This window comes from Stutzerimonas stutzeri (genome assembly GCF_024448935.1).
Lineage (GTDB): Bacteria > Pseudomonadota > Gammaproteobacteria > Pseudomonadales > Pseudomonadaceae > Stutzerimonas > Stutzerimonas stutzeri_AO.
In genome coordinates, this window is the sequence record NZ_JAMOIE010000046.1 from 1 (window position 1) to 25,895 (window position 25,895).

The window sequence follows — 25,895 nt, forward strand, 5'->3', positions numbered from 1 at the left end:
AAGCTTGAGGCTTGAGGCTTGAGGCTTGAGGCTTGAGGCTTGAGGCTTGAGGCTTGAGGCTTGAGGCTTGAGGCTTGAGGCTTGAGGCTGACGTGAACAGCCCCGCCGCTGGGCAGGGCTGTGCAGTGTCAAACGATCACAACAGCATGGTGCGGATGTCCGCCAGCAGCTCGGACAGACGCTTGGTGAAGCGTGCGGCCGCGGCGCCGTTGATGACGCGGTGGTCATAGGACAGCGACAGCGGCAGCATCAGCCGTGGCTGGAAGGCCTGGCCATCCCAAACCGGCTGCATGGCCGCCTTGGAAACGCCGAGAATCGCCACTTCCGGCGCGTTGACGATTGGCGTGAAGCCGGTGCCGCCGATGTGGCCGAGGCTGGAGATGGTGAAGCAGGCACCTTGCATGGCATCCGGCGATAGCTTCTTGGTGCGGGCCTTCTCGGCCAGCTCCGCAGCCTCGCCGGCCAGTTGCAGCAGGCTCTTCTGGTCGACGTTGCGTATCACCGGGACCATCAGGCCCTCCGGCGTGTCGACGGCAAAGCCTACGTGCACATACTTCTTGCGGATCAGCGCCTTGCCGCTCGGGGCCAGCGAACTGTTGAAGTCCGGCAACTCCTTGAGCAGGTGTGCGCACGCCTTGAGCAGCAACGGCAGCACGGTCAGCTTGACGCCGGCTTTTTCCGCGATCGCCTTCTGGGCAACACGGAAGGCTTCCAGCTCGGTGATGTCGGCCGACTCGAACTGGGTCACGTGCGGCACGTTGAGCCAGCTGCGGTGCACGTTGGCGGCGCCGACCTGCATCAGGCGGCTCATGGGCACTTCTTCAATTTCACCAAAGCGGCTGAAATCGATGGTCGGGATCGGCGGGATGCCCGCACCACCCGTAGCGCCTTCGGCCGGGGCCTGCTTGGTCTTGTGCAGCATGTTCTTGACGTAGGCCTGAACGTCTTCCTTGAGAATCCTGCCCTTGGGTCCTGTTCCGGTGACGTCAGCCAATTCCACACCGAATTCCCGCGCGGTCATGCGCACTGCGGGACCGGCGTGCACCTTGACCTTGGTGCCGGCCTTGCTCGGCCCGCTCACGCTCGGGGCTGGCGTCGAGGCTACCTTGGCTTCCGGTACACCCTGCTTGTTCGGCGCGACCGCCTGCTGCTGCGGGGCCGCTTCCTGCTGCGGCTGCGGCTTCGGCTCGGCCTTCTTCGCCGGAGCTGCGCCAGCCACCCTCAAGGTCAGGATCAGGTCGCCGGTCTTGGCATCGTCACCGACCTTGATCGACAGCGATTCCACCACACCCGCCTTGGGCGCTGGAATCTCCATGCTGGCCTTGTCGGATTCCAGCGTGATCAGCGATTGATCCGCCTCGACGCTGTCGCCGTCCTTGACCATGACTTCGATGACCTTGGCGCTGCCGCTGGAGCCGATGTCCGGGATGCGTACTTCTTCCACGGATTCGCCGACGGCTTCGGCAGGTTCTGCAACTGCCGGCTCGCTGGGCTTTTGCTTCGGAGCGCTCGCGGCCTGGCTAGCTGGCGCCTTGCTTGCTGCCGGCTTGCTGGGCGCTGCGCCTTTGAGAACCAGGATCAGATCGCCGGTGCCGACTTCGTCGCCTACCTTGACCGAAATGCTCTCGACCACGCCCGCGGCTGGAGACGGAATCTCCATGCTGGCCTTGTCCGACTCGAGCGTGATCAACGCTTGCTCGGCGGCGATGGTATCGCCGACCTTGACCGCGATTTCGATCACGCTGGCCTTGCCGTCCGATCCGATGTCCGGAACCTTGATCTCCTGTGTCTCGCCTTCGCCTTCGCCTTCGCCTTCGCCTTCGCCTTCGCCGACCGAAGCCGAAGCATCGTCGTCGCCAGAGGGCGTCGGCGCCTCGGCTTCATCTGCCGGGCCGCCGGTCGCGGCGCCGGCCGGCTCGGCGGCGTCTTGCGGCGGTGTCCCGCTGTCCGGCTCTTGCTCGCTCTCAAGCTCCAGCAGCTCGTCGCCTTCTTTCAGGGTATCGCCCAGCTTGACCTTCAGGCTCTTCACCACGCCCGCCTTGGGCGCGGGGATTTCCATGCTGGCCTTGTCGGATTCGAGCGTCAGGATGCTCTGGTCGGCTTCGATACGGTCGCCGACCTTGACGAACAATTCGATTACTTCACCCTCACCGCTGCCGATGTCGGGTACGCGTATGGTTTCACTCACAATAGGTTCTCCTGTGCGCACGCATCAGCAATCCAGCGGATTGCGCTTCTCGGGGTCGATACCGAACTCGGTGATGGCATTGGCCACCACGGTGCGTTCGATGGCGCCGCGATCGGCGAGTGCCTGCAGTGCGGCCACGGCGACCCAGCGACGATCGACTTCGAAGAAGTCGCGCAACTTGGCGCGTGAGTCGCTGCGGCCGAAGCCGTCGGTACCCAGCACCTGATACTCGCGGGAGGGGACCCACTGACGAATCTGATCGGCGAACAGCTTCATGTAGTCGGTCGAGGCGATCACCGGACCGTCGCGACCTTCCAGGCACTGCTGCACATGGGTCTTGCGGGGCTCTTCGGTCGGATGCAGACGGTTCCAGTGATCCACGGCCAAGCCATCGCGGCGCAGCTCGTTGAAGCTGGTCACGCTCCAGACATCGGCAGCCACGCCCATCTTGGCGAGGATGTCCACCGCGGCGCGCACTTCACGCAGGATGGCGCCCGAGCCCAGCAGCTGTACGCGATGCTTGAAGTCGCCCTTGGCTTCTTCGAGCAGGTACATGCCCTTGATGATGCCGTCCTCGACACCCTGCGGCATGGCCGGCTGCTGGTAGTTCTCGTTCATCACCGTGATGTAGTAGTAGACGCTCTTTTGCAGCTCCATCATCTCGTGCATGCCGTGGTGCATGATCACCGCCAGCTCGTAGCCGTAGGTGGGATCGTAGCTGCGGCAGTTGGGGATGGTGCTGGCGAGGATGTGGCTGTGGCCGTCCTCGTGCTGCAGGCCTTCGCCGTTCAGCGTGGTGCGCCCGGAAGTGCCGCCCAGCAGGAAGCCGCGGGTCTGGGCGTCGCCAGCTGCCCAGGCCAGGTCGCCGATCCGCTGGAAGCCGAACATGGAATAGAAGATGTACACCGGCAGCATCGGCTGGTTGTAGTTGCTGTAGGCAGTACCGGCAGCGATGAACGAGGAGAACGCGCCGGCTTCGTTGAGGCCTTCCTGGAGGATCTGGCCGTCTTTCTCTTCGCGGTAGTACATCACCTGGTCGCGGTCGACCGGCTCGTACAGCTGCCCCACCGGCGAGTAGATGCCCAGCTGGCGGAACATGCCTTCCATGCCGAAGGTGCGCGCCTCGTCGGCGAGGATCGGCACGATACGCTTGCCGAGATCCTTGTCCTTGACCAGCTGTGAAAGGATGCGGCCGAAGGCCATGGTGGTGGAGATTTCGCGATCGCCGGAACCGTCCAGCACCGCCTTGAGCGTGTCCAGCGGCGGTGTCGGAATGCTGAAGCTCTTCGGCCGACGCTGCGGCAGGTGACCGCCGAGCTTTTCGCGGCACTTGCGCAGGTATCTCATCTCCGCACTGTCTTCGGCCGGGCGGTAGAACGGCAACTCTCCGAGCTGCGAGTCGTTGACCGGGATGTCGAAGCGATCGCGGAATTTCTTCAGGCTGTCGATATCGACTTTCTTGGTGTTGTGGGCGATGTTCTTCGCCTCACCGGCACCCGTGCCGTAGCCCTTGATCGTATGCGCCAGGATGACGGTCGGCTGGCCCTTGTGGTGCACGGCCTGGTGGTAGGCCGCATAGACCTTGTAGGGATCGTGGCCGCCGCGGTTGAGCTTCCAGACCTCTTCGTCGGACATGCTCTCGACACGCTTGAGCAGCTCGGGATCGGCGCCGAAGAAGTGCTTGCGCACGTAGGCGCCGTCTCTGGCCTTGTAGTTCTGGTATTCACCGTCGATGGCTTCGTCCATGCGGCGCTGCATGCGACCGTCTTCGTCGATCGCGAACAGCGGATCCCACAGGCGGCCCCAGACGACCTTGTTGACGTTCCAGTTGGCGCCTTTGAACACGCCTTCGAGTTCCTGGATGATCTTGCCGTTGCCACGCACCGGGCCGTCCAGGCGCTGCAGGTTGCAGTTGATGACGAACACCAGGTTGTCGAGATTCTCACGGCCGGCCAGGGAAATCGCGCCGAGGCTTTCCGGCTCGTCGCACTCGCCGTCGCCGATGAAGCACCAGACGCGCTGCTTGCCTTTCGGGATGAAGCCACGGTTTTCCAGGTACTTCATGAAGCGTGCCTGGTAGATCGCGGTGATCGGGCCGAGGCCCATGGACACGGTCGGGAACTGCCAGAAGTCCGGCATCAAATGCGGGTGCGGGTAGCTCGACAGACCCTGTCCATCCACTTCCTGGCGGAAGTTGAGCATCTGCTCTTCGCTCAGGCGGCCTTCGAGGAATGCGCGGGCGTAAATGCCGGGAGAGGCGTGGCCCTGGTAGTAGATCAGGTCGCCGCCATGCTCTTCGGTCGGCGCCTGGAAAAAGTAGTTGAAGCCGATGTCGTAGAGCGTCGCACTGGAAGCGAAGGTGGAAATGTGGCCGCCCAGGTCCGGGTCCTTCATGTTGGCGCGCATCACCATGGCCAGCGCGTTCCAGCGGACCAGGGAGCGGATGCGGCGCTCCATGAACAGGTCGCCGGGCATCTTGGCTTCACGGGTAACGGGGATGGTGTTGCGGTACGGCGTGGTGATGCCGTAGGGCAGCGGTGTGCCGCTACGGGTGGCCAGCTCCCCCAGCCGGGTCATTAAATAATGGGCGCGGTCTTCGCCTTCGTGGTCGAGAACTGACTCGAGGGCGTCCAGCCATTCCTGGGTTTCGACGGGATCGAGATCTTGCATGGCTTGCTCCAGGGCGGAAAGGCTTCCAGAATCGGTTGCCTGCTTCGCGGCCGGCTTTGTGGGCCGGCGCGTATATGTTCTTGGATGCCGGGGGTAGAGCCGGGCTCTGTAGTTTTACTACAAAACCGCGGCTGATTCAGCCCTTGTCGCATCCTTTCGTAGTAAAAACTACATCGCGGCGAGCCGGTGGAGCTGGCTGGCACCGGCGGCAGGGCCTCTGCTGCGGACGTTTTCGCTCTCCCTCTCGCCACTTGTTGCGCTAAGGAAACATTCATGAGTCTGCCACCGCTGGCTGCACTGCCGATGTCGCTTGAATCTTTGGTCACCCGTGCCGAGGAGACGTTCCTCGGCGCCCTGCGCGACTCATCGGTGCAGGCTGAACAGCGCTTCTTGGCATGGCCGGCAACGCGCCGTGAGGCTTTCGGTCGAGTTTGCGCCGCCAGCGATTACGTCAGCGAACAGGTTAGCCGAGATCCCGAATGGCTGCTTCAGTTGGCGGAGAGCGGGTTACTGGAGCGCTCGCTGAAGGCGGGCGAAATGCGCACAGCGCTGGCAGAGCTGCTCAGCGACTGCCCGGATGAAGAGGGTCTGGTCCATCGGCTACGCCGGTTCCGCAACCGCCAACAGGTACGCATCATCTGGCGCGACCTGACTCGTCAGGCTGATCTCGCCGAGACCTGCGGCGATTTGTCCGACATGGCTGATGCCTGTATCGATCTCGCCTATCAATGGCTGTATGAGCGCCATTGCGCGCAGTTCGGGGTGCCGACCGGTCGGCGCAGCGGCGAAGCGCAGCAGCTGGTCATCCTTGGCATGGGCAAGCTGGGCGCGCGCGAGCTCAACCTGTCTTCCGATATCGATCTGATCTTCGGTTATCCGGAAGGCGGCGAAACCGTCGGCACCAAGCGTTCGCTGGATAACCAGGAATTCTTCATGCGCCTCGGTCAGCGGCTGATCAGGGCCCTGGATGCGCCGACCCTGGATGGCTTCGTGTTTCGCGTGGACATGCGTTTGCGGCCCTACGGCTCGTCCGGTTCGCTGGTGCTGAGCTTCAATGCGCTGGAACAGTACTATCAGGATCAGGGCCGCGATTGGGAGCGCTACGCCATGATCAAGGCGCGCGTGGTTGCCGGCGACCAGGAGGCGGGCAAGGAACTGCTCGACATGCTGCGACCGTTCGTCTATCGCCGCTATCTGGATTTCTCGGCCATCGATGCACTGCGCAACATGAAACAGCTGATCCAGCAGGAAGTGCGGCGCAAGGGCGTGGCCGCCAACATCAAGCTGGGCTCGGGTGGCATTCGCGAGGTGGAATTCATCGCTCAGGCCTTCCAGCTCATCCACGGGGGACGCGACCTGAGCCTGCAGCAGCGGCCCTTGCTCAAGGTGTTGACAACCCTGGCCGGGCAGGGCTATCTGCCGCCCGCTGCGGTCGATGAATTGCGCGAAGCCTATGAGTTCCTGCGTTACACCGAGCATGCGCTGCAGGCCATCGATGATCGCCAAACACAGATGCTGCCGGACAATCAGACCGACTGTGATCGCGTCGCCTTGATCATGGGCTTCCGCGATTGGCAAACCTTCCATCAGCAGCTTCTGCATTGGCGCGGTCGGGTGGATTGGCATTTCCGTCAGGTGATTGCCGATCCCGACGACGACCAACACGTCGAAGGCGAGTCGTTGGTGGGCGGCGAGTGGCTGCCCTTGTGGGAGCAGGATTGGGACGAGGAATTTGCCTGCCGTCAGTTGAGCGATGCGGGTTTTCGCGACGCCCAGGCCGCCTGCCAGCGACTCGCGGCTTTGCGTAGCGGCAGTCAGGTGCGGACCATGCAGCGCCTCGGCCGCGAGCGTCTCGATGCCTTCATCCCCAGGTTGTTGGCGCAGGCGGTTGAGCAGGATGATCCGGATCTGGTGCTGGAGCGTGTGCTGCCGCTGGTCGAGGCGGTTGCCCGGCGCTCGGCCTATCTGGTGCTGCTGACCGAAAACCCCGGCGCCCTGCAGCGTCTGCTCGAGCTTTGTGCCGGCAGTCCGTGGATCGCCGAGCAGATCGCGCGCTTTCCGTTGTTGCTCGACGAGCTGCTCAACGCCGGGCGGCTGTTCAACCCGCCGTTGGCGCCGGAACTCGCTGCCGAGCTGCACGAGCGGCTGGCGCGGATTCCCGAGGACGACCTCGAGCAGCAGATGGAAGCCCTGCGCCACTTCAAGCTGGCGCACCGACTGCGGGTGGCGGCTTCCGAGATCGCCGGCACCTTGCCGCTGATGAAGGTCAGCGATTACCTGACCTGGCTGGCCGAGGCCATTCTCGAACAGGTGCTGGCCCTGGCGTGGCGTCACACGGTGGCCCGTCATGGCCAGCCGCGGCGTGCGGACGGTTCGTTGTGCGATCCGGCGTTCGTGATTGTCGGTTACGGCAAGGTTGGCGGCATCGAGCTTGGCCACGGTTCCGATCTGGATCTGGTGTTCATCCACGACGGCGATCCCAATGCCGAAACCGACGGTGCCAAGCCCATCGATGGCGCCCAGTTTTTCACCCGCCTGGGCCAGCGCATCATTCATCTGCTGACCACCCAGACGACTTCAGGCCAGCTTTACGAGGTCGACATGCGCCTTCGTCCGTCAGGCGTATCCGGCTTGCTTGTCAGCTCGCTGAATGCCTTTAGTCGCTACCAGAGCGAGGAGGCCTGGACCTGGGAGCATCAGGCGTTGGTGCGGGCCCGAGTGTTGGTCGGCTGCCCGCAGCTGGCAACGGATTTCGCGAAGGTCCGTGCTTCGGTGCTCGGGCGCCCGCGCGATCTCGAACAGCTGCGCGGCGAGGTCAGCGAGATGCGCACCAAGATGCGCAACAACCTCGGGACTCGCGCCACTCAGGCCGGCACGGCTGACAAAGCCTTTTTGGCGGAGGGGCAGTTCAATCTCAAGCAGGACGCCGGTGGTATCGTGGATATCGAATTTATGGTGCAATACGCAGCTTTGGCGTGGTCGCACCAGCATCCCGAACTGCTGCGCCATACCGACAATATCCGCATTCTCGATGGGTTGGAGCAGGCCGGGTTGATGACCGGCGATGAGGTCCGGCTGCTGCAGGACGCCTACAAGGCCTACCGCGCCGCAGCCCACCGGCAATCACTGCAGAACCTGCCTGGCGTTGTGAGCGGAGACCACTTTCATGACGAGCGTCGCGCGGTGATGCGCATCTGGCGCGAGCTGGGGCTCAGCTGATCTCGTCTGCAAAACACTATTTTCATATTTCGAATTCCGAGGTGGCAACAATGTCGATGGCCGATCGTGATGGCGTGATCTGGTATGACGGTGAGATGGTGCAGTGGCGCGACGCGACCACCCATGTGCTGACTCACACCCTGCATTACGGTATGGGCGTGTTCGAAGGCGTGCGTGCCTACAGCACACCGGACGGCACCGCTATCTTCCGCCTGCAGGCGCACACTGATCGCCTGTTCGATTCGGCGCACATCATGAATATGAAGATGCCGTTCTCGAAAGAGGAAATCAACGAGGCCACCCGCGCCTCGGTTCGCGAGAACAATCTGGAAAGCGCCTATATCCGCCCGATGGTGTTCTACGGATCCGAAGGCATGGGTCTGCGCGCCAGCGGCCTGAAGGTGCACGTGATCGTCGCTGCCTGGCACTGGGGCGCCTACATGGGCGACGAAGCGCTGGAGAGGGGCATCAAGGTGCGCACCAGCTCCTTTACCCGCCATCACGTCAACATCAGCATGACCCGCGCCAAGTCCAACGGTGCCTACATCAACTCGATGCTGGCCCTGCAGGAAGCCATTTCCAGCGGCGCCGACGAAGCGCTGATGCTGGACCCGGAAGGCTATGTCGCCGAAGGCTCCGGCGAGAACATCTTCATCATCAGGGATGGCGTCATCTACACCCCGGAAGTCACCGCCTGCCTCAATGGCATCACCCGTGGCACCGTGCTGACCCTGGCCGACGAGCTGGGCATCAAGGTGGTGGAAAAGCGCATCACCCGTGACGAGGTTTACATTGCCGACGAAGCCTTCTTCACCGGCACCGCCGCCGAAGTCACGCCGATCCGTGAAGTGGATGGGCGCGCCATCGGCATCGGTCGTCGTGGCCCAGTGACCGAAAAGTTGCAGAAGGCCTACTTCGATCTGGTCTCCGGCAAGACCGCTGCTCATGCCGAATGGCGGACGCTTGTGGGCTAAAGGCTCTAGGCTGAAGGCTGGACGAAGTGCTTCTTCGTTTAGCCTTCAGCCCTCCAGCCTCCGGCGGCTTTTGTTATGAATATTCTGATTGTGGGTCCCAGCTGGGTCGGCGACATGGTGATGGCGCAGACGCTGTTTGTCTGCCTGAAACAGCGCCATCCGGATTGCCAGATCGACGTACTGGCACCCGAGTGGAGCCGACCGATCCTCGAGCGGATGCCAGAAGTACGTCAGGCGCTGAGCTTTCCGGTGGGCCACGGCGTGCTCGACATGGCGACCCGGCGCAACATCGCCCGGGGGCTGCGTGGACAATATGAGCAGGCGATCCTGCTGCCCAACTCGCTGAAGTCCGCCTTGGTCCCGTTCTTTGCCGGGATTCCCAGGCGTACCGGCTGGCGTGGCGAGATGCGTTTCGGCCTGCTCAACGACATGCGCAAGCTGGACAAGCAACGCTATCCGCTGATGATCGAGCGCTTCATGGCGCTGGCCTTCGAACCCGGCGCCGAGCTGCCCAAGCCCTATCCGCAACCGTCACTGCGCATCGACACCGAGCGTCGCGGCGCGGCGCTGGTGCGTTTCGACCTGAGCATGGATCGGCCCGTGCTGGCGCTGTGTCCGGGCGCCGAGTTCGGTGAATCCAAGCGTTGGCCGACCGAGCACTTCGCCCGGGTGGCCGAAGCGAAAATCCGCGAGGGCTGGCAGGTCTGGCTGTTCGGCTCGAAGAACGATCATGCCGTGGGTGAGGATATTCGCCAACGATTGATCCCCGGCTTGCGCGAAGAGGCGCGCAATCTCGCCGGCCAAACCAGCCTGGCCGAGGCCATCGATCTGCTTTCATGCGCCGAAGCCGTGGTCTCCAACGACTCCGGGCTGATGCACGTCGCTGCCGCGCTCGGCCGCCCGCTGGTGTCGGTCTATGGCTCGACTTCGCCAGCATTCACTCCGCCGTTGTCCGATCAGGTCGAAATCGTGCGTCTGGGCCTCGATTGCAGTCCGTGCTTCGAGCGCACCTGTCGTTTCGGCCATAACAACTGCCTGCGTGAGCTGACACCGCGCGCGGTGATCGACGCGCTGGATCGCCTGGTGCCACAGCCGATCGAGGTGCGTTGAGTGAGGGTGCTGCTGGTCAAGACCTCTTCGCTGGGTGACGTGATCCATACGCTTCCGGCGTTGACCGATGCGCAGCGCGCCATCCCCGGCATTCAGTTCGACTGGGTGGTGGAGGAGGGCTTCGCCGAGATTCCGGCCTGGCATCCGGCCGTGGCTCAGGTGATTCCCGTGGCCATCCGCCGTTGGCGCAATCATCCCCTGCAAACCCTTCGTTCCGGTGAGTGGCGGCGCTTCAAGGCGCGCCTGCGCGAGACCCGTTACGACCTGGTGATCGATGCGCAAGGGCTGCTCAAAAGCGCCTGGCTGACCCGTTACGTGAAGGCGCCGGTTGCAGGGTTTGATCGTGATTCAATACGCGAACCGCTGGCGTCGCGTTTCTATGATCGATGCCATGCCGTGCCCCGGGACCAGCATGCGCTTGAGCGAGTGCGGCAGTTGTTTGCCCAGGCGCTCGGCTATCCGATCCCCGACATGATTGCTGACTACGGGCTGGATCGCAGTCAGCTGGCCACGCCAGGCGAACAGCCCTATCTCCTGTTTCTGCACGGCACCACCTGGCCGAGCAAGCATTGGCCAGAGCCCTATTGGCGCGAATTGGCCGAGTGTATGAGCGAGTTCGGCTGGGCGATCCGCCTGCCGTGGGGCAATGCCGACGAGAAGGCACGTGCCGAGCGCATCGCGCAGGGACTGGACAGCGTATCGGTATTGCCCCGACTGAATCTCGGTGGGATCGCCAAGGTGGTTGCCGGTGCGCGTGCCTGCGTCGCCGTCGATACCGGGCTTGGGCATTTGGCCGCGGCGCTGGACGTTCCGAGTATTTCGCTTTACGGCCCCACTTTACCTGGCCGCGTTGGCGCCTATGGCCGCTCGCAGGTGCACCTGTGCGCCACTGGCCCGAACGCCGGCCAGGGTAATCGCCACAAACCCTGCTTCGACGACCTGCCACCCGAACGCGTCGCCAGCGAACTCAAGGCCCTGTTGCGGTCGTCGGAGACACCCTGATGCAGCTGGCCTTCATTTTGTACAAATATTTTCCCTTCGGTGGTCTGCAGCGCGACTTCATGCGCATCGCGCTGGAATGTCAGCGACGTGGCCATGCCATTCGGGTCTACGCGATGATCTGGGAAGGCGAGGTGCCCGAGGGCTTCGAGGTGCTGATCGCGCCGGTCAAGGCGATCTTCAATCACACCCGTAACGAGCGTTTCACTGCCTGGGTCGAAGCCGATCTGGCCAGGCGTCCGGCGGGCCGGGTGATCGGCTTCAACAAGATGCCGGGCCTCGACGTCTACTACGCCGCCGACGGCTGCTTCGAAGACAAGGCGCAGACCCTGCGCAACCCCATCTACCGCCGCTGGGGCCGCTACAAGCACTTCGCCGACTACGAGCGGGCGGTGTTCGCCCCCGAGTCGAAGACCGAGGTGCTGATGATCTCCGAGGTGCAGCAGCCGCTGTTCATCAAGCACTACCGCACCCCGATCGAGCGCTTCCACCTGCTGCCCCCGGGCATCGCCCTGGACCGCCGCGCGCCGGCCAACGCCGCGGAAATCCGCGCCGACTTCCGCCGCGAATTCAAGCTGGCCGACGACGACCTGCTGCTGGTGCAGATCGGCTCGGGCTTCAAGACCAAGGGCCTGGACCGCAGCCTCAAGGCCCTGGCGGCGCTGCCGCGGGACCTGCGCAAGCGCACCCGGCTGATCGCCATCGGCCAGGACGACCCCAAGCCCTTCCTGCTGCAGGTCAAGGCCCTGGGCCTGTCGGACCACGTGCAGATCCTCAAGGGCCGCAGCGACATCCCGCGCTTTCTGCTCGGCGCAGACCTGCTGATCCACCCGGCGTACAACGAGAACACCGGCACCGTGCTGCTGGAGGCGGTGGTCGCCGGGCTGCCGGTGCTGGTCACCGACGTCTGCGGCTACGCCCACTACATCGCCGAGGCCGATGCCGGCCGCGTGGTGCCGTCGCCCTTCGAGCAGGACGCCTTCAACCGCATGCTGGCGGAGATGCTCCGGGACGACGCGGCGCGCGCAGCCTGGTCGCGCAACGGCCTGGCCTTCGCCGACACGGCGGACCTGTACTCCATGCCGCAGCACGCCGCGGACGTGATCCTGCAGGAGCGCCCATGAACACCCCCCTCCCCGGCCTCCCCAGACTCATCGGCCTCCCTGTAGGAGCGAGCTTGCTCGCGAACGCTTTTGTGCCAGGTCGATTCGCGAGCAAGCTCGCTCCTACGAAAGGCGGGCGCCCATGAAGCTTGAGTTGCGCGAGCCGTTCAGGAGCCTGTGGGCCGGCAAGGACCCCTTCGTCGAGGTCGAGCGCCTGCAGGGCAAGGTCTACCGCGAGCTGGAAGGCCGCCGCACCCTGCGCACCGAGGTCGACGGCCGCGGCTACTTCGTCAAGATCCACCGCGGCATCGGCTGGGGCGAGATCTTCAAGAACCTGCTCAGCGCCAAGCTCCCGGTGCTCGGCGCCGGCCAGGAGCAGCGCGCCCTGGAGCGCCTGCACCAGGCCGGCGTGGCGACCATGACCGCGGTGGCCTATGGCGAGCGCGGCAGCGACCCGGCGCGCCAGCATTCCTTCATCGTCACCGAGGAGCTGGCGCCCACCATCGACCTCGAACAGCTGTCGCTGAACTGGCTGCGCGAGCCGCCGGCGCCGCGCTTCAAGCGCGCGCTGATCGACGAAGTGGCGAAGATGGTCGGCACCATGCACCGCGCCGGGGTGAACCATCGCGACTGCTACATCTGCCACTTCCTGCTGCACACCGATCGCCCGCCGACGCCCGACGACCTGCGCCTGTCGGTGATCGACCTGCACCGCGCCCAGACCCGCGCCGCCACGCCGCGGCGCTGGCGCGACAAGGACCTGGCCGCGCTGTACTTCTCGGCGCTGGACATCGGCCTGACGCAACGCGACAAGCTACGCTTCCTGCGCGGTTACTTCCGCAAGCCCCTGCGCGACATCCTCCGCGAGGAGGCCGCTCTGCTCGCCTGGATGGAGCGCAAGGCCGCCAAACTCTACGATCGCAAGCAGCGCTACGGAGACCTGCTCTGATGTCGGGCTGGACCCTGGAACCCGCCTACCGCCACCTGTCCGCCGACTTCGGCAGCCTGGACGCGGTATTCGCCCTGCAGGGCGAGCGCCTGACCAAGGACCCCAAGTCCGAAGTGATCCGCATCGAGCGCGACGGCGTGCGCTACTACGTCAAGCGCTACAACAGCGCCGGCAAGGGTTACCACCGCTATCTCGCGCGGCCGCGGATCAAGGCCGAGTGGCAGAACCTCAAGCAGTTCGCCAAGTGGGGCATCCCCACCGCCGAAGTGGTGGCCTGGGGCCTGGAGCGCAAGCACGGCGCCTTCGTCCGCGGCGCCATGGTCACCCGCGAGGTGCCGGGCACCGAGGACCTGGCCGCGCTGGCCCGGCGCGACGACCCGCGCCTGCGCGACCGCGCCTGGGTCGACCACGTCAGCCGGCAGCTGGCCGCTCATACCCGGCTGATGCATGACCACCACTTCACCCACAACGACCTGAAGTGGCGCAACATCCTGGTCGACGCCGCCGGCACCGTGTATTTCATCGACTGCCCGATCGGCAACTACTGGGTCAGTTTCATGCTGCGCCACCGCGTGACCAAGGACCTGGCGACCCTGGACAAGGTGGCCAAGTACCACCTCTCCGCCACCCAGCGCCTGCGCTTCTACCTGCAGTACCGCCGGCGCGAGCGGCTGAACGCCTCGGACAAGGTCCGCGTGCGGCGCATCGCCCATTTCTACGAGGGACGCGAGTGAACGACTTCATCGCCGACGACGACCGCGAGCGCCTGCACAGCCAGGGCCTGGCCGACTTCGACGCGCTCTGGACGCTGCCGCTGGAGGCGGTGGACGAGCCCAACACCGAGCGCGGCGGCATGAGCTGCGTGTTCCGCCTGGAGCTGGAAGGCGGCACCTACTACCTCAAGCGGCAGAGCAACCACCTCACGCGCAGCCTGCTGCGCCCGGGCGGCGAGCCGACCTTCGCCCGCGAGTTCCGCAACATCCAGCGCTACCAGCAACTGGGCATCCCGGCGTTGCAGGCGGCCTTCTTCGGCGAACGCCGCGAGGGCGGCGAGCGCCGCGCCATGCTGGTGACCCGCGCGCTGGACGGCTGGCGCGACCTGGACGCCTGGCTGAAGGACTGGCCCGGCCTGCCGGCGGAGCGCCGCCAGGCCATCCTGCACGCCTGCGGCATGCTCGCCCGGCGCCTGCACGAGGCCGGGCAGATGCACGGCTGCTTCTATCCCAAGCACATCTTCCTGCGGGAAGCCGAGGACGGCTTCCAGGCCTGCCTGATCGACCTGGAGAAGACCCGCCCGCTGTGGTTCGGCCTGCGCGACCGCGTCAAGGACCTGGAACCGCTGCTGCGCCGCGCGCCGGACTGGAGCGAGGTGGACGTGCGCCAGCTGCTCGCCGCCTACCTGGGCAGCGCGGCCAGCGGCGCCGAGGTGGACCACTGGTACAAGCGCCTGGGCGCGCGCCGGCGCAAGAAGGAGAAACGCGGGTGAGGCTGGGCGAGATGCGAAACGCCGGGCGCCAGCCGACGCTGCCGCTGCGACTGGAACTGGCCGATGGCGCCGGCCCCGCCGAACTGCGCCTGGACAGCCTGCTGCGCGTGCTGCCGGGCCGGCGCTACGTCGGCGCAGGCAACTGGCGCGGGCGCCAGGTGCTGGCCAAGCTGCTGGTCGGCGGCAAGGCCGCGCGGCACTTCCAGCGCGAGCTGGCCGGCGTGCGCCTGCTCGCCGAACAGGGCCTGACCACGCCGCTGCTGCTGGCCGACGGCCTGCGCGAAGGCGAGGGCGGCTGGCTGCTCTTCGAATTCCTCGACGATGCTCACAGCCTGGGCGACGCCTGGCGCGCGGTGGAAGCCGAGCCGGCGCTGTCCGACGCCCAGCAGGCGGTGCTCGGCGAGGCCCTGGCGGCCATCGCCGAACTGCACGCCAAGGGCCTCTGGCAGGAAGACCTGCACCTGGACAACCTGCTGCGCCACGACGGCCGCCTGTACCTGATCGACGGCGCCGGTATCCGCGCCGAAACGCCCGGCCAGCCGCTGTCGCGCAAGCACGTGCTGGAAAACCTCGGGGTGTTCTTCGCCCAGTTGCCGGCCAGCCTCGACCCCTTCCTCGAAGAACTGCTGGTGCACTACCTGCTGGTCAACGGCGAGCATGCCCTGCCGCTGGAGGCCCTGCAGAAGGAGATCGCCCGGGTGCGCCGCTGGCGCGTCGCCGACCTGCTGAAGAAGATCGGCCGCGACTGCAGCCTGTTCAGCGTGCGCCGCGGCGCCTTCGGCCTGCGCGCGGTGCGCCGCGAGGAGGAAGCTGGCCTGGCGCCGCTGCTGGCCGAGCCGGACGCTTTCATTGACCGGGGGCATGTCTACAAGACCGGCGGTGCCGCTACCGTGGCGAAAGTGGAGCTGGATGGCCGCCCGCTGGTAGTGAAGCGTTACAACATCAAGAACCTGCTGCACTGGCTCAAGCGCTTCTGGCGCCCCAGCCGCGCCTGGGCCTCCTGGCGCGAGGGCAACCGCCTGGAAGCCCTCGGCATCGCCACCGCGAAACCCCTGGCGGTGCTGGAACGGCGCTGGCTGTGGCTGCGCGGGCCGGCCTTCCTGATTACCGATTACCTGGCCGGGCAGGATATAATTGCCCGTTTCAAACCCCATCTGGACGATCCGGACGGGGCCGGCATGCCGCCGGAGGCCGAACTCAAGGCCCTGGACAGCCTGTTCGCGGCGCTGCGGCGTGAGCGCATCAGCCACGGCGACCTCAAGGGCCACAACCTGTTCTGGCAGGGGGAGGGCGATGCGGGGCGCTGGGCGCTGATCGACCTCGATGCCATGCACAAGCACCACGGCCAGGCGGGTTTCGAGCGCGCCTATGCCCGCGACCGCGCACGTTTCCTGCGCAACTGGCCGCAGGGCAGCGCGTTGCACCGGTTGCTGGATGAACGAATACCTAAAGGCGGCTGAAGGCTGAAGGCTGAAGGCTGGAGGCTGAAAGACAGGAGCCCGGAGGCGGGTAGGTTGTTTTTGGCTTCCAGCTTCAAACTTCCGGCTTCGAGCTGCTTCTAAGAGAATTTATCCCGGTTTCAAGCCCGAGGCTTGATGCTGGAAGACGAAAGCCCCCAGGGGCTATGACGAACACCGCTGTTGCTTCAAGCTTCCGGCTTCAAGCTTCCAGCTGCTTTCAAAGAGGCTCTTACCCGTGTCATTGACCATCCTCGGCCTGTCCGGCGCCGTAAGCCATGACCCTTCCGCCGCCCTGTACATCGACGGCAAGCTGGTCGCGGCGGTCGAAGAAGAGCGCTTCGTCCGCGACAAGCACGCGAAGAACCGCATGCCCTACGAGTCGGCCAAGTTCTGCCTGGAGCAGGCCGGCATCAAGCCCGCCGACGTCGACGTGGTGGCCATTCCCTTCGCCCCCATCAGCCTGTTCGGCAAGGCCCGCTGGCACTACGCCAAGCGCTACGCCTATGCCCCGGACCGCGCGCTGGACGCCATCCTGCTCGGCAACCGCCGCTACAAGCGCTACTACAAGCGCATCCAGTGGTGCCTGCAGCAACTGGGCTTCGACCTGAAGAAGGTCAGGATCCAGCCGGTCGAGCACCACCTGGCCCACGCCTCCAGCGCCTACCACTGCTCCGGCTTCAAGGAGAAGACCGCGATCCTCGGGATCGACGGCAAGGGCGAGTACGCCACCACCTTCTTCGGCTACGGCGAGAACGGCAAGATCCACAAGATCAAGGAGTTCTACGACCCGGATTCCCTCGGCGGCCTGTACGGCGCGATCACCGAGTACCTCGGCTTCGACATGCTCGACGGCGAGTTCAAGGTCATGGGCATGGCGCCCTACGGCGACGCCAGCAAGTACGATTTCTCGCGCCTGGCCAAGTTCGAGAACGGCGAGCTGGTCATCAACACCGAGTACGCCAACGTCATCGGCTTCCGCCGCTACAAGGAAAAGGGCAAGGGCTACTACTTCTCGCCCAAGCTGATCGAGTGGCTGGGCCCGAAACGCGAAGGCGACATCGCCGACGACCCGTACATCCACTACGCCGCCAGCATCCAGGCGCTGTTCGAGAAGCTGGCGCTGGAGATGATGGACTACTACCTGGGCGACATCCTCCGCGAAACCGGCAAGATCGCCTTCGCCGGCGGCTGCGCGCTGAACGTCAAGCTGAACCAGAAGATCATCTCGCGTCCGGAAGTGAAGGAGCTGTACGTGCAGCCCGCCTCCAGCGATGCCGGCACCGCGGTCGGCGCCGCCGCCTACGTTTCCTGGGAGCGCGGCGTGCCGGTGGAGAAGATGGAACACGTCTACCTCGGCCCGGAATACAGCAACGAAGACGTCATCGCCGCCTGCGCCCGCCACGCGTCCAAGCCGGCCTGGCGCAAGATCGACAACGTGCCCGAGCTGATCGGCAAGGTGCTGGCCGACGGCAACCCGGTGGCCTGGTTCCAGGGCCGCATGGAATTCGGTCCGCGCGCCCTCGGCGGCCGCTCCATCCTCGGCTGCCCGAGCGTGCCGGGCGTGGCCGACCGCATCAACGCGCAGATCAAGTTCCGCGAGCGCTGGCGGCCCTTCTGCCCGTCGATGCTGGATACCGTCGGCCCGCAGATGTTCAAGATCGACCACCCGGCGCCGTTCATGACCTTCACCTTCGAGGTCAACGAAGAGTGGAAGACCCGCGTGCCGGAAGTCGTCCACGAGGACGGCACCTCCCGTGCCCAGGTGCTCAAGCGCGAGTTCAACCCGCGCTACTACGACCTGATGAAGGAGCTGGAGAAGCTCACCGGCAACGGCGTGGCGCTGAACACTTCGCTGAACCGCCGCGGCGAGCCGATGATCTGCTCGCCGACCGACGCGCTGAACATGTTCTACGGTTCGGACCTGCAATACCTGATCATGCAGGACATCCTGGTGGTCAAGGAAGGCGCGGCGGCCTATGACTCGCTCGGCTGAACCGCGGGTCCTGCAGTTCTGCCACGGCTATGACGGGCCCTTCCTGGACTGTGCCCGTCAGTACGCCAGCCTGTTCGCCGGCACCGGCTACCGGGTGACCACGGTGTTCCTCACCGGCGCGCCCGATGCCGAGGTGGCCGCCGGCTGCGCCAGCGACGAGGTGCTGTTCCTCGACTACAGCTCGAAGGACGTGCGCGGCCTCAAGCTGCGCGCCATCCGCGACCTGCGCGAGATCGCCCGCTCGCGGGACTTCCGCTTCTGCATCGCCCACCGCTTCAAGCCCACCTGGGTGGCCATGCTGGCCACGCGCCTGCCGGTGATCGGCGTGCACCACGGCTTCGGCGACTACCGCCGGCTCGGCCGCAAGCTGTTCGCCAAGCTGTTCGCCAAGCGCCTGAGCCTGCTGGCGGTGTCCAACGCCGTGCGCGACGAACTGCGCCAGTGCCTGCCGGCCTGGCCGGCGGAGCGCATCGAGACGCTGTACAACCGCGTCGATGTCGACGCCCTGCAGGCCGAGCAGGTGGAGCGCTACCCGGCGCGCCAGCACCTGCGCCTGGCGGACAACGCCTGGGTGGTCGGCAACGTCGGCCGCCTGCACCCGGACAAGGACCAGGCCACGCTGCTGCGCGGTTTCGCCGCGGCCCTGCCGCAACTGCCGCCGAACGCGCTGCTGGCGATCCTCGGCAAGGGCCGCCTGGAGGAAGACCTCAAGGCGCTGGCCCGCGAGCTGGGCATCGCCGAGCGCGTGCTGTTCCTCGGCCAGGTGCCGGACGCGCGGCGCTACTTCAAGGCCTTCGACGTGTTCGCCCTGAGTTCCGACCACGAGCCCTTCGGCATGGTCCTGCTGGAGGCCATGGCCGCCGGCGTGCCGCTGATCTCCACCGCCGGCGGCGGCGCCGGCGAAATCGTCGAGGGCCTGGGCATCCTCTTCCCGCTGCGCGACGACGCGGCCCTGGCCCAGGGCCTGGGGCATCTGGCGGCGCTCGACCGGCAGCAGCGCGAGGCCTGCGCCCGGCTGATGGACGAGCGCCTGCACACGCGCTTCTCCGACGAGGCCGTGCGCCAGGAGTTCTGGAGCCTGCCGATGGTCCGTGCGCTGACGCGTGGCGTTTCCGAATGACGGCCGCGGCCGCCAAGGGTGAATCTTGAAAGTCCTGTTCCTGGTCCAGAAAGAACAACGCGCCATTCTCGACCGCCTCTACGACGGCATCGCCGAGCACTGCGACTGCGACCTGCGCTGGCTGAGCAGCGACGAGCAGGCCAACCTGCGCCGCTACTTCCGCGAGCAGGTCGACGTCTCGCGCTACGACCGCATCCTGTTCTTCCTGCGCTTCAAGAAGGAAATGCGCCAGGCTTCCTTCATCGCCAGCGTGCCGAACCTGGTGATCCTCGAACACGATGCCTACCAGAACTACATCCCCTGCAAGTACACCGGCAAGTTCAGCGCCCACTACCGGCGCCTGCCCTGGGCGCGGGTGATCAGCTCCGGCGCGGTGGTCGCCCGGCGCCTGCGCGAGGAAGGCTTCGACGCCGTCTTCGTGCCCAAGGGCTACGACCAGGACCTGCTCCACGACCTGGGCCGCGAGCGCGACATCGAACTGGCCTTCGTCGGCAGCACCGGCAGCGTCGCCTACAGCGGGCGCAAGGCGCTGCTGGACGAGCTGGGCAAGGTGGAGAAGCTGCTGGTCACCAAGACCAACTCCGGCGAGGACTACCTGAACACGCTCAACCGCATCCGCTTCTTCGTCAGCGCGGACGTCGGCATGGGCGAGTACATGATCAAGAACTTCGAGGCCATGGCCTGCGGCTGCGTGCTTTTTGCCTACGATCAGGGAGAGGAGGAGAACCGCGCGCTGGGCCTGATGGACATGCACAACGTGGTGTTCTACCGCGACATCCCCGAGCTGCGCCGCAAGCTGCAGGTGCTGCGCAAGGACCCCGCCCTGGCCGCGCGCATCGCCGCGCAGGGCCGCCGGCTGGCCGAGGAAGGCTTCGGTTTCAGCCAGATCGGGGCGCGCATCGTCGAGGCGATGACGCCACCCTTGCGCCCACGTCCGCAACCGGGCAGGCTGGAGCGATTACGCCGGGCTCTGGGAATTTGAACATTCATGCGCCGAAGCTTTCGTGGCGGCCATCGGGGCCGGAGGTGGTCGTGCCCAGGCCGCTGATCTCCGTGCTGGTTCCCTGTTACAACCGCGAACGCTACATCGAGGAGGCCCTGCTGAGCATCCTCGAGCAGGATTATCCGAATTTCGAGCTGATCGTCGTCGACGACGGCTCCCAGGATGCCAGCGCCGAAAAGATCGAGGCCCTGCGCCAGCGCTACGGCTTCCAGTTCTACCGGCAAGCCAACCAGGGCGTCAGCGCCGCGCTGAACACGGCCCTGAGCCATGCCCGCGGCGAGTTCATCGCCACGCCCGATTCCGATGACGTCATGCTGCCGGGCCGCCTGTCGCTGCAGGCCGCCTACCTCGAGGCGCATCCCCAGGTGGGCTGCGTCGGGGCGCGGGTGGTCTACGTCGACTCCGAAGGGCGGCGGCTGAAGACCGAGGAGGGCAAGTCGCTGCGCAGCTACAGCTTCGCCGAGCTGCTGTCCCGCGCCCACGCCATCGGCGCCCCCGTGGCCATGTATCGACGCGAGGCGCTGGACCGTGCCGGGGGCTATGACCCGGCGATCCGCATCCAGGATTTCCAGATCACCCTGAAGATCGCCCACCTGGGCTATCGCACGGATGTGCTGCCGGACCTGGTGACGCTCTACCGCAGGCATGCGGGCAACATGTCCAAGACCGCCTACCAGTGCCAGCTCGACTACGACCTGATGGCCATCGCCCCCTACCGTGGCCATCCCTGCTACTCGCAGGGCCTGACCTGCGTGATCAACAAGGCGCTCAAGTACTCGGTGGTGTCGGACAAGGCCTATGCCCTGCGGCTTCTTCTGCGGCTGCCGCCATGGCGCTGGAATCGCGTGACCTGGCGTCGCCTGCGTCACCTCATGTTCAAGTTCCACGAGGGATGAGTGCGTCCGGGATGAAGTCGATGTTGTTGCAAGCGTGGCAGACCTGGCGGCCCGCGATGAGTCAAGGCGGTGTACCAATCGCCCGCAGGGACCGGGTGGCCGAGGCGATGCTGGGGTTCGGCGTGTTCTGGACCATCGCCGGGGTGTTGCTGACGCCGACCATGAAGTTCTACTACACCATGGTGGCGCTGTTCGTGTACCTGCCGGCGCTCTGGCTGGTAATCGCCCGCCGCGCCGAACTGGGGCGGCTGATCGCCGAACGCAGGGAAATGTGGTTGTTCCTGGCGCTGTTCGCCTGGGCCAACCTCTCGCTGTTGTGGGCCGTCGGCGATTTCGATCGATTGTCGCGGGTCAAGCAGTCGAGCCTCTTCGTATTGTTGGTCTGTGGCTGGCTGCTCTGGGCCCGGGCCAGCGAGCCACGCCTGCGCGGCACCTTGGTGCTGCTCGGTGTCCTCAACAGCCTCTACAGCCTGGCCGCGCTGCTCTGGGCGCCGGCTTATGCGCCCGAGCGCCTGAACGGCTTCGGAGGCTTCCTCGACAACCCCAACGCGGCCGCCTACGCCACGGGCTTCCTGCTGGTGATGGCGTTGCCGCTGCGTCCGGCGGGGCGCGGCTGGTGGCTGGCCTGGCTGCTGTTGCAGCTCCCCCCGCTGGTCTATGTCGCCCTGTGCGGCAGCCGCGGTGCGCTCCTGGCGCTGATGGCCACGGCAGTGTTCTGCCTGGTGTTGCTGCCGGGCTGGCGCAAGCGCCTGGCTGCCCTGTCGGCCCTGGCCGGCGGCATCGCGCTGTTCTGCCTGGAGCCGAGCCTGATGGCAAGGGGGGATTCGGAGCGGCTGGAGCTGTTGCGCAGCGCCTTGCCGATCCTGCGCGAGCATTTCTGGAACGGCGTGGGCTACGGCACCACCTACGAGGTCCAGGGCTGGGCCGGCGGCTACCATGGCAGCGCCCACAATTTCCTGCTGCACACCGCCCTGCAGTATGGGATTCCGGCGCTGCTCGTCTGGCTGGTGCTCTGGGCGATGCTGGGCCTGCGGGCCTGGCGCAGCCGCCATACGCAACTGGGCCTGGCGTTGCTGCTGCTGTGGGTCTATGCCAGCGTGGCCATGCAGTTCGACGTATTCAGCCTGTGGGAGCGCACCCGCGCCATGTGGCTGATGCCCTGGGCGGTGTTCCTGCTCGGCCTGAGCCTGAAGCGCCCGGCCGGGCAGGCCGGCGGCGAACTCAACCGGCGTTGAGGATGCCCCGCAGTTCGCGGGCGTCCCAGCGTACCGTGCCGTGGCGCAGGTAGCCCTCGCTCAGCTCGCCGCCCTCATCCGCCAGCAACCACTGCCGATCCTCCGCATAGCGCAGCATGTGCGCGAAGTTGCGCTTGCGCTGGGCGCGGCCGAGGGCGCGGCGCTGGGTCTTCATGTCGGCGATGTCGATCAGCCCCAATTCGCCCTGCGGGGTCTGCACCACGTTGCCCAGGTGCAGCGAACGGAAGTACACGCCGCGCTCGTGCAGCCGGGCGATCAGCTCGCCCAGGCGCTCGCGCAGGGCGCTGTCGGCCTGGCCGGCGGCGATCAACTGGCGCAGCGTCTGGCCCGGCAGCGGGCGGTAGTGCACCAGGTCGCGGGCGATGCCGGGCACGCGGTAGACGCCGATCACCTCGGGGCAGGGAATGCCCAGCCGCTGCAGCGCCCGGGCGTTGTCGGCGAAGCGCTGGGCGTAGGGGTAGAGCGCCGCCGAGGAGATCAGCCGCTTGCGCCGGAACAGCTTGACGAAGTTGCCGTCGGGCAGGCGCAGGACCTTGTCGCCGTGCTTGTCGGCTTCCAGCACGGTGGCGCCGGCGCGAAGCGATTCGTAGGCGGATAGGTCGAGCTCTTGCATACCGGCTTCCTGGACGGGGGCCGGCTATAGTAGCCCAGGCGCCGGGCAAACGAGAGGCCTGTGTTATAATCGCCGGCCTTTTCAGCGTGCGATTCTTTCATGACCGGCAAAGACACCGCAGAGCCCTCGAGCCTGAAGATCTACTTCCGCCTGCTCACCTACGTGCGGCCCTATTGGGGCATGTTCGCCCTGAGCATCGTCGGCTTCCTGATCTTCGCCGCCACCCAGCCGATGCTGGCCGGCATCCTCAAGTATTTCGTCGACGGCCTGACGCACCCGGACGCCAAGCTGTTCCCCAACGCGCCCTGGCCCTGGCTGCGCGACCTCTCGCTGCTCTACGCGGTGCCGCTGCTGGTGGTGATGATCGCGGTGTGGCAGGGCATCGGCTCCTTCCTCGGCAACTACTACATCGCCCGCGTCTCCCTGGGCCTGGTGCACGACCTGCGGGTGGCGCTGTTCAACAACCTGCTGACGCTGCCCAACCGCTACTTCGACAGCCACAACTCCGGGCACCTGATCTCGCGCATCACCTTCAACGTGACCATGGTCACCGGCGCCGCCACCGACGCCATCAAGGTGGTGATCCGCGAAGGCATGACCGTGGTCTTCCTGTTCCTCTCGCTGCTGTACATGAACTGGAAGCTGACCCTGGTGATGGTCGCCATCCTGCCGGTCATCGCCGTGATGGTGACCAGCGCCAGCCGCAAGTTCCGCAAGCAGAGCAAGAAGATCCAGGTGGCCATGGGCGACGTGACCCACGTTTCCTCCGAGACCATCCAGGGCTACCGCGTGGTGCGCAGCTTCGGCGGCGAGGCCTACGAGCGCGAGCGCTTCCTGCAGGTGAGCCACGAGAACACCAGCAAGAACCTGCGCATGAACAAGACCTCGGCGATCTACACGCCGATGCTGCAACTGGTGATCTACAGCGCCATGGCGGTGCTGCTGTACCTGGTGCTGCTGCTGCGCGGCGACGCCACCGTCGGCGACCTGGTGGCCTACATCTCCATGGCCGGCCTGCTGCCCAAGCCGATCCGCCAGCTTTCCGAAGTCAGCTCCACCATCCAGAAGGGCGTGGCCGGCGCCGAGAGCATCTTCGAGCAGCTCGACGAGCAGCCCGAGGTGGACCATGGCAGCGTGGAGAAGGAGCGCGTGCAGGGCCGCCTGGAAGTGAAGAACCTCAGCTTCACCTACCCGGGCACCGACAAGCGCGTGCTCAATGACCTCAACTTCAGCGTCGAGCCGGGGCAGATGGTCGCCCTGGTCGGCCGCTCCGGCAGCGGCAAGTCGACCCTGGCCAACCTCATCCCGCGCTTCTACGACCACAGCGAGGGCAAGATCCTCCTCGATGGCGTGGACGTCGACGACTACCGCCTGCGCAACCTGCGCAAGCACATCTCGCTGGTCACCCAGCAGGTCAACCTGTTCAACGACAGCGTGCTCAACAACATCGCCTACGGCGACCTCGCCAGCAAGCCGCGCAGCGCGGTGGAGAAGGCCGCCGAGGATGCCTTCGCCCGCGAGTTCATCGACCGCCTGGCCGAAGGCTTCGACACCGAGGTGGGCGAGAACGGCGTGATGCTCTCCGGCGGCCAGCGCCAGCGCCTGGCCATCGCCCGCGCGCTGCTCAAGGACGCCCCGGTGCTGATCCTCGACGAGGCCACCTCGGCGCTGGACACCGAGTCCGAGCGGCACATCCAGGCCGCCCTGGAGAAGGTCATGGAGGGCCGCACCACCCTGGTGATCGCCCACCGCCTGAGCACCATCGAGCGCGCCGACCTGATCCTGGTGATGGACCAGGGCCACATCGTCGAGCGCGGCACCCACGACGAGCTGATCGCCCTCAACGGCTACTACGCGCGCCTGCACGCCAGGCAGTTCGCCGACGAGCCGGCCGAGGACGGCGTCGGCGAGTCGGTCTGAATGGCCCTGCTCGATCGCCTGCGCTGCTTCCGCGAGCGCGGCTGGACGACCATCGACGCCGCGGCCTACGCCGAGGCCTGGCAACGCTTCGGCGGCAGCGTGGCCACCCACCCGCAGGTGGTGGAGCGCCTGGCCGGCCTGGCCGGCATCCCGGTGCGCTACCTGGGCTGGGTCGCCGACGGCCAGCTGCGCGCCGCCATCCCCACCTGGGGCCGGCATCTGGCGCTGTCCAAGGACGTGCTCAAGCGCGAAGGCAAGAAGGCGCTGTTCGACCTGGGCAATGCCGAGGTCATCCTGCCGGTTGCCGAGGACGCGCGGATCGCCCTGCGCCACCGGGTGCGCTACCTGTCCGAGTTGAACCAGCAGCAGGTGACCGACGCCCGCCGGCAGGATGAAGAGCTGGCGCTGAACCGCGCGCCGGCGGACTTCTCGAAGAAATTCCGCTACAACCAGCGCCGCGAACTGCGCCTGCTGGAAGAGGCGGGCGGCGTGCTGCAGCCGATGGACGAGCTGAGCCCGGCCGAACAGGCGCGCATCTACGCCGAACTGTTCCAGCGCCGCTGGGGCTTCGAGGTGCCGGGCAAGGCGCGCCTGGCCGAGGTGCTGGAGTTGATGCGCGAATTCATGCGCGGCTCGCTGGTGCGCCTGGACGGCGAGCCGGTGGCGATCCAGATTCTCTACCGCGTCGAGTCGCCGAAGTGGATCAGCGTCGAGTACATCAACGGCGGCGTGGCCCCGGAGAACCGCGAGTTCAGCCCCGGCAGCGTGCTCACCCACGTCAACACCCAGCAGGCCTGGGCCGAGGCCGAGGCGCTGGGCAAGCCGCTACGCTATTCCTTCGGCCGCGCCGACCGCGAATACAAGGACCGCTGGTGCCACCGGGTGCCGGTGTTCCAGGTGTAAATGCTCGAAATGCTCTTCGTAGGAGCGAGCTTG

19 protein-coding genes are annotated in these 25,895 nt (G+C 66.0%); 16 read left to right on the forward strand and 3 right to left on the reverse strand.

Annotated features, from left to right (window positions below):
* Positions 1-136: 136 nt before the first annotated feature.
* Both aceF and aceE read right to left on the reverse strand, forming a co-directional pair.
* Entirely contained in the window at positions 137-2,188 is a 2,052-nt protein-coding gene (gene aceF / locus NA637_RS14040; RefSeq protein ID WP_256073048.1) for a dihydrolipoyllysine-residue acetyltransferase, read from the reverse strand.
* Positions 2,189-2,212: 24 nt separating this feature from the next.
* Positions 2,213-4,858: a pyruvate dehydrogenase (acetyl-transferring), homodimeric type gene (gene aceE / locus NA637_RS14045; protein WP_256073049.1), complete on the reverse strand. Its 2,646-nt coding sequence runs from the start codon at positions 4,856-4,858 to the stop codon at positions 2,213-2,215.
* 273 nt (positions 4,859-5,131) lie between these two features.
* Between aceE and glnE the strand changes: the two genes are divergently transcribed.
* The 14 genes from glnE to NA637_RS14115 all read left to right on the forward strand — a co-directional run bounded on the left by glnE (position 5,132) and on the right by NA637_RS14115 (position 22,405).
* Entirely contained in the window at positions 5,132-8,077 is a 2,946-nt protein-coding gene (gene glnE / locus NA637_RS14050; RefSeq protein WP_256073050.1) for a bifunctional [glutamate--ammonia ligase]-adenylyl-L-tyrosine phosphorylase/[glutamate--ammonia-ligase] adenylyltransferase, read from the forward strand.
* A gap of 50 nt (positions 8,078-8,127) precedes the next feature.
* On the forward strand, positions 8,128-9,051 hold the full coding sequence (locus NA637_RS14055) for a branched-chain amino acid transaminase (RefSeq protein ID WP_256073051.1): 924 nt from the start codon (positions 8,128-8,130) through the stop codon (positions 9,049-9,051).
* Between the two features lie 75 nt (positions 9,052-9,126).
* Complete coding sequence (gene waaF, locus NA637_RS14060; protein WP_256073052.1) at positions 9,127-10,161, forward strand: lipopolysaccharide heptosyltransferase II; 1,035 nt, start codon at positions 9,127-9,129, stop codon at positions 10,159-10,161.
* Positions 10,162-11,163 (forward strand): lipopolysaccharide heptosyltransferase I, encoded by a 1,002-nt coding sequence (gene waaC / locus NA637_RS14065; RefSeq protein WP_256073053.1) that lies wholly within the window; start codon positions 10,162-10,164, stop codon positions 11,161-11,163.
* Positions 11,163-12,284 carry a glycosyltransferase family 4 protein gene (locus NA637_RS14070; protein WP_256073054.1) on the forward strand — a complete coding sequence of 374 codons (1,122 nt, stop codon included), beginning with the start codon at positions 11,163-11,165 and terminating at the stop codon, positions 12,282-12,284. Before waaC ends, NA637_RS14070 begins: the two co-directional genes overlap by 1 nt.
* A 121-nt stretch (positions 12,285-12,405) precedes the next feature.
* Positions 12,406-13,212: a lipopolysaccharide core heptose(I) kinase RfaP gene (gene rfaP / locus NA637_RS14075; RefSeq protein WP_043316963.1), complete on the forward strand. Its 807-nt coding sequence runs from the start codon at positions 12,406-12,408 to the stop codon at positions 13,210-13,212.
* On the forward strand, positions 13,212-13,946 hold the full coding sequence (locus tag NA637_RS14080) for a lipopolysaccharide kinase InaA family protein (RefSeq protein ID WP_256073055.1): 735 nt from the start codon (positions 13,212-13,214) through the stop codon (positions 13,944-13,946). The genes rfaP and NA637_RS14080 overlap by 1 nt, the downstream gene beginning before the upstream one ends.
* Positions 13,943-14,698: a lipopolysaccharide kinase InaA family protein gene (locus tag NA637_RS14085; RefSeq protein ID WP_256073056.1), complete on the forward strand. Its 756-nt coding sequence runs from the start codon at positions 13,943-13,945 to the stop codon at positions 14,696-14,698. Before NA637_RS14080 ends, NA637_RS14085 begins: the two co-directional genes overlap by 4 nt.
* A complete protein-coding gene (locus NA637_RS14090; protein ID WP_256073057.1) occupies positions 14,695-16,158 on the forward strand; it encodes a lipopolysaccharide kinase InaA family protein in 1,464 nt (487 codons plus the stop codon). The genes NA637_RS14085 and NA637_RS14090 overlap by 4 nt, the downstream gene beginning before the upstream one ends.
* A gap of 235 nt (positions 16,159-16,393) precedes the next feature.
* Entirely contained in the window at positions 16,394-18,151 is a 1,758-nt protein-coding gene (locus tag NA637_RS14095) for a carbamoyltransferase family protein (RefSeq protein WP_256073058.1), read from the forward strand.
* Entirely contained in the window at positions 18,135-19,271 is a 1,137-nt protein-coding gene (locus NA637_RS14100) for a glycosyltransferase (protein ID WP_256073059.1), read from the forward strand. The genes NA637_RS14095 and NA637_RS14100 overlap by 17 nt, the downstream gene beginning before the upstream one ends.
* Positions 19,272-19,296: 25 nt before the next feature.
* Entirely contained in the window at positions 19,297-20,253 is a 957-nt protein-coding gene (locus NA637_RS14105; protein ID WP_256073060.1) for a glycosyltransferase family protein, read from the forward strand.
* Between the two features lie 50 nt (positions 20,254-20,303).
* A complete protein-coding gene (locus tag NA637_RS14110) occupies positions 20,304-21,170 on the forward strand; it encodes a glycosyltransferase family 2 protein (protein WP_083426822.1) in 867 nt (288 codons plus the stop codon).
* Positions 21,171-21,190: 20 nt separating this feature from the next.
* Positions 21,191-22,405, forward strand: coding sequence for an O-antigen ligase family protein (locus NA637_RS14115; RefSeq protein WP_256073061.1), 1,215 nt, complete (start codon positions 21,191-21,193; stop codon positions 22,403-22,405).
* On the opposite strand, the gene NA637_RS14120 is transcribed toward NA637_RS14115, so the two are convergent.
* A complete protein-coding gene (locus tag NA637_RS14120) occupies positions 22,392-23,039 on the reverse strand; it encodes a lipopolysaccharide kinase InaA family protein (protein WP_074983438.1) in 648 nt (215 codons plus the stop codon). The two genes, NA637_RS14115 and NA637_RS14120, sit on opposite strands and share 14 nt — an antisense overlap.
* A 99-nt stretch (positions 23,040-23,138) precedes the next feature.
* Between NA637_RS14120 and msbA the strand changes: the two genes are divergently transcribed.
* A complete protein-coding gene (gene msbA, locus NA637_RS14125) occupies positions 23,139-24,959 on the forward strand; it encodes a lipid A export permease/ATP-binding protein MsbA (protein WP_074983437.1) in 1,821 nt (606 codons plus the stop codon).
* 6 nt (positions 24,960-24,965) lie between these two features.
* Positions 24,966-25,862 (forward strand): GNAT family N-acetyltransferase, encoded by an 897-nt coding sequence (locus tag NA637_RS14130; protein ID WP_074983481.1) that lies wholly within the window; start codon positions 24,966-24,968, stop codon positions 25,860-25,862.
* Positions 25,863-25,895 lie beyond the last annotated feature (33 nt).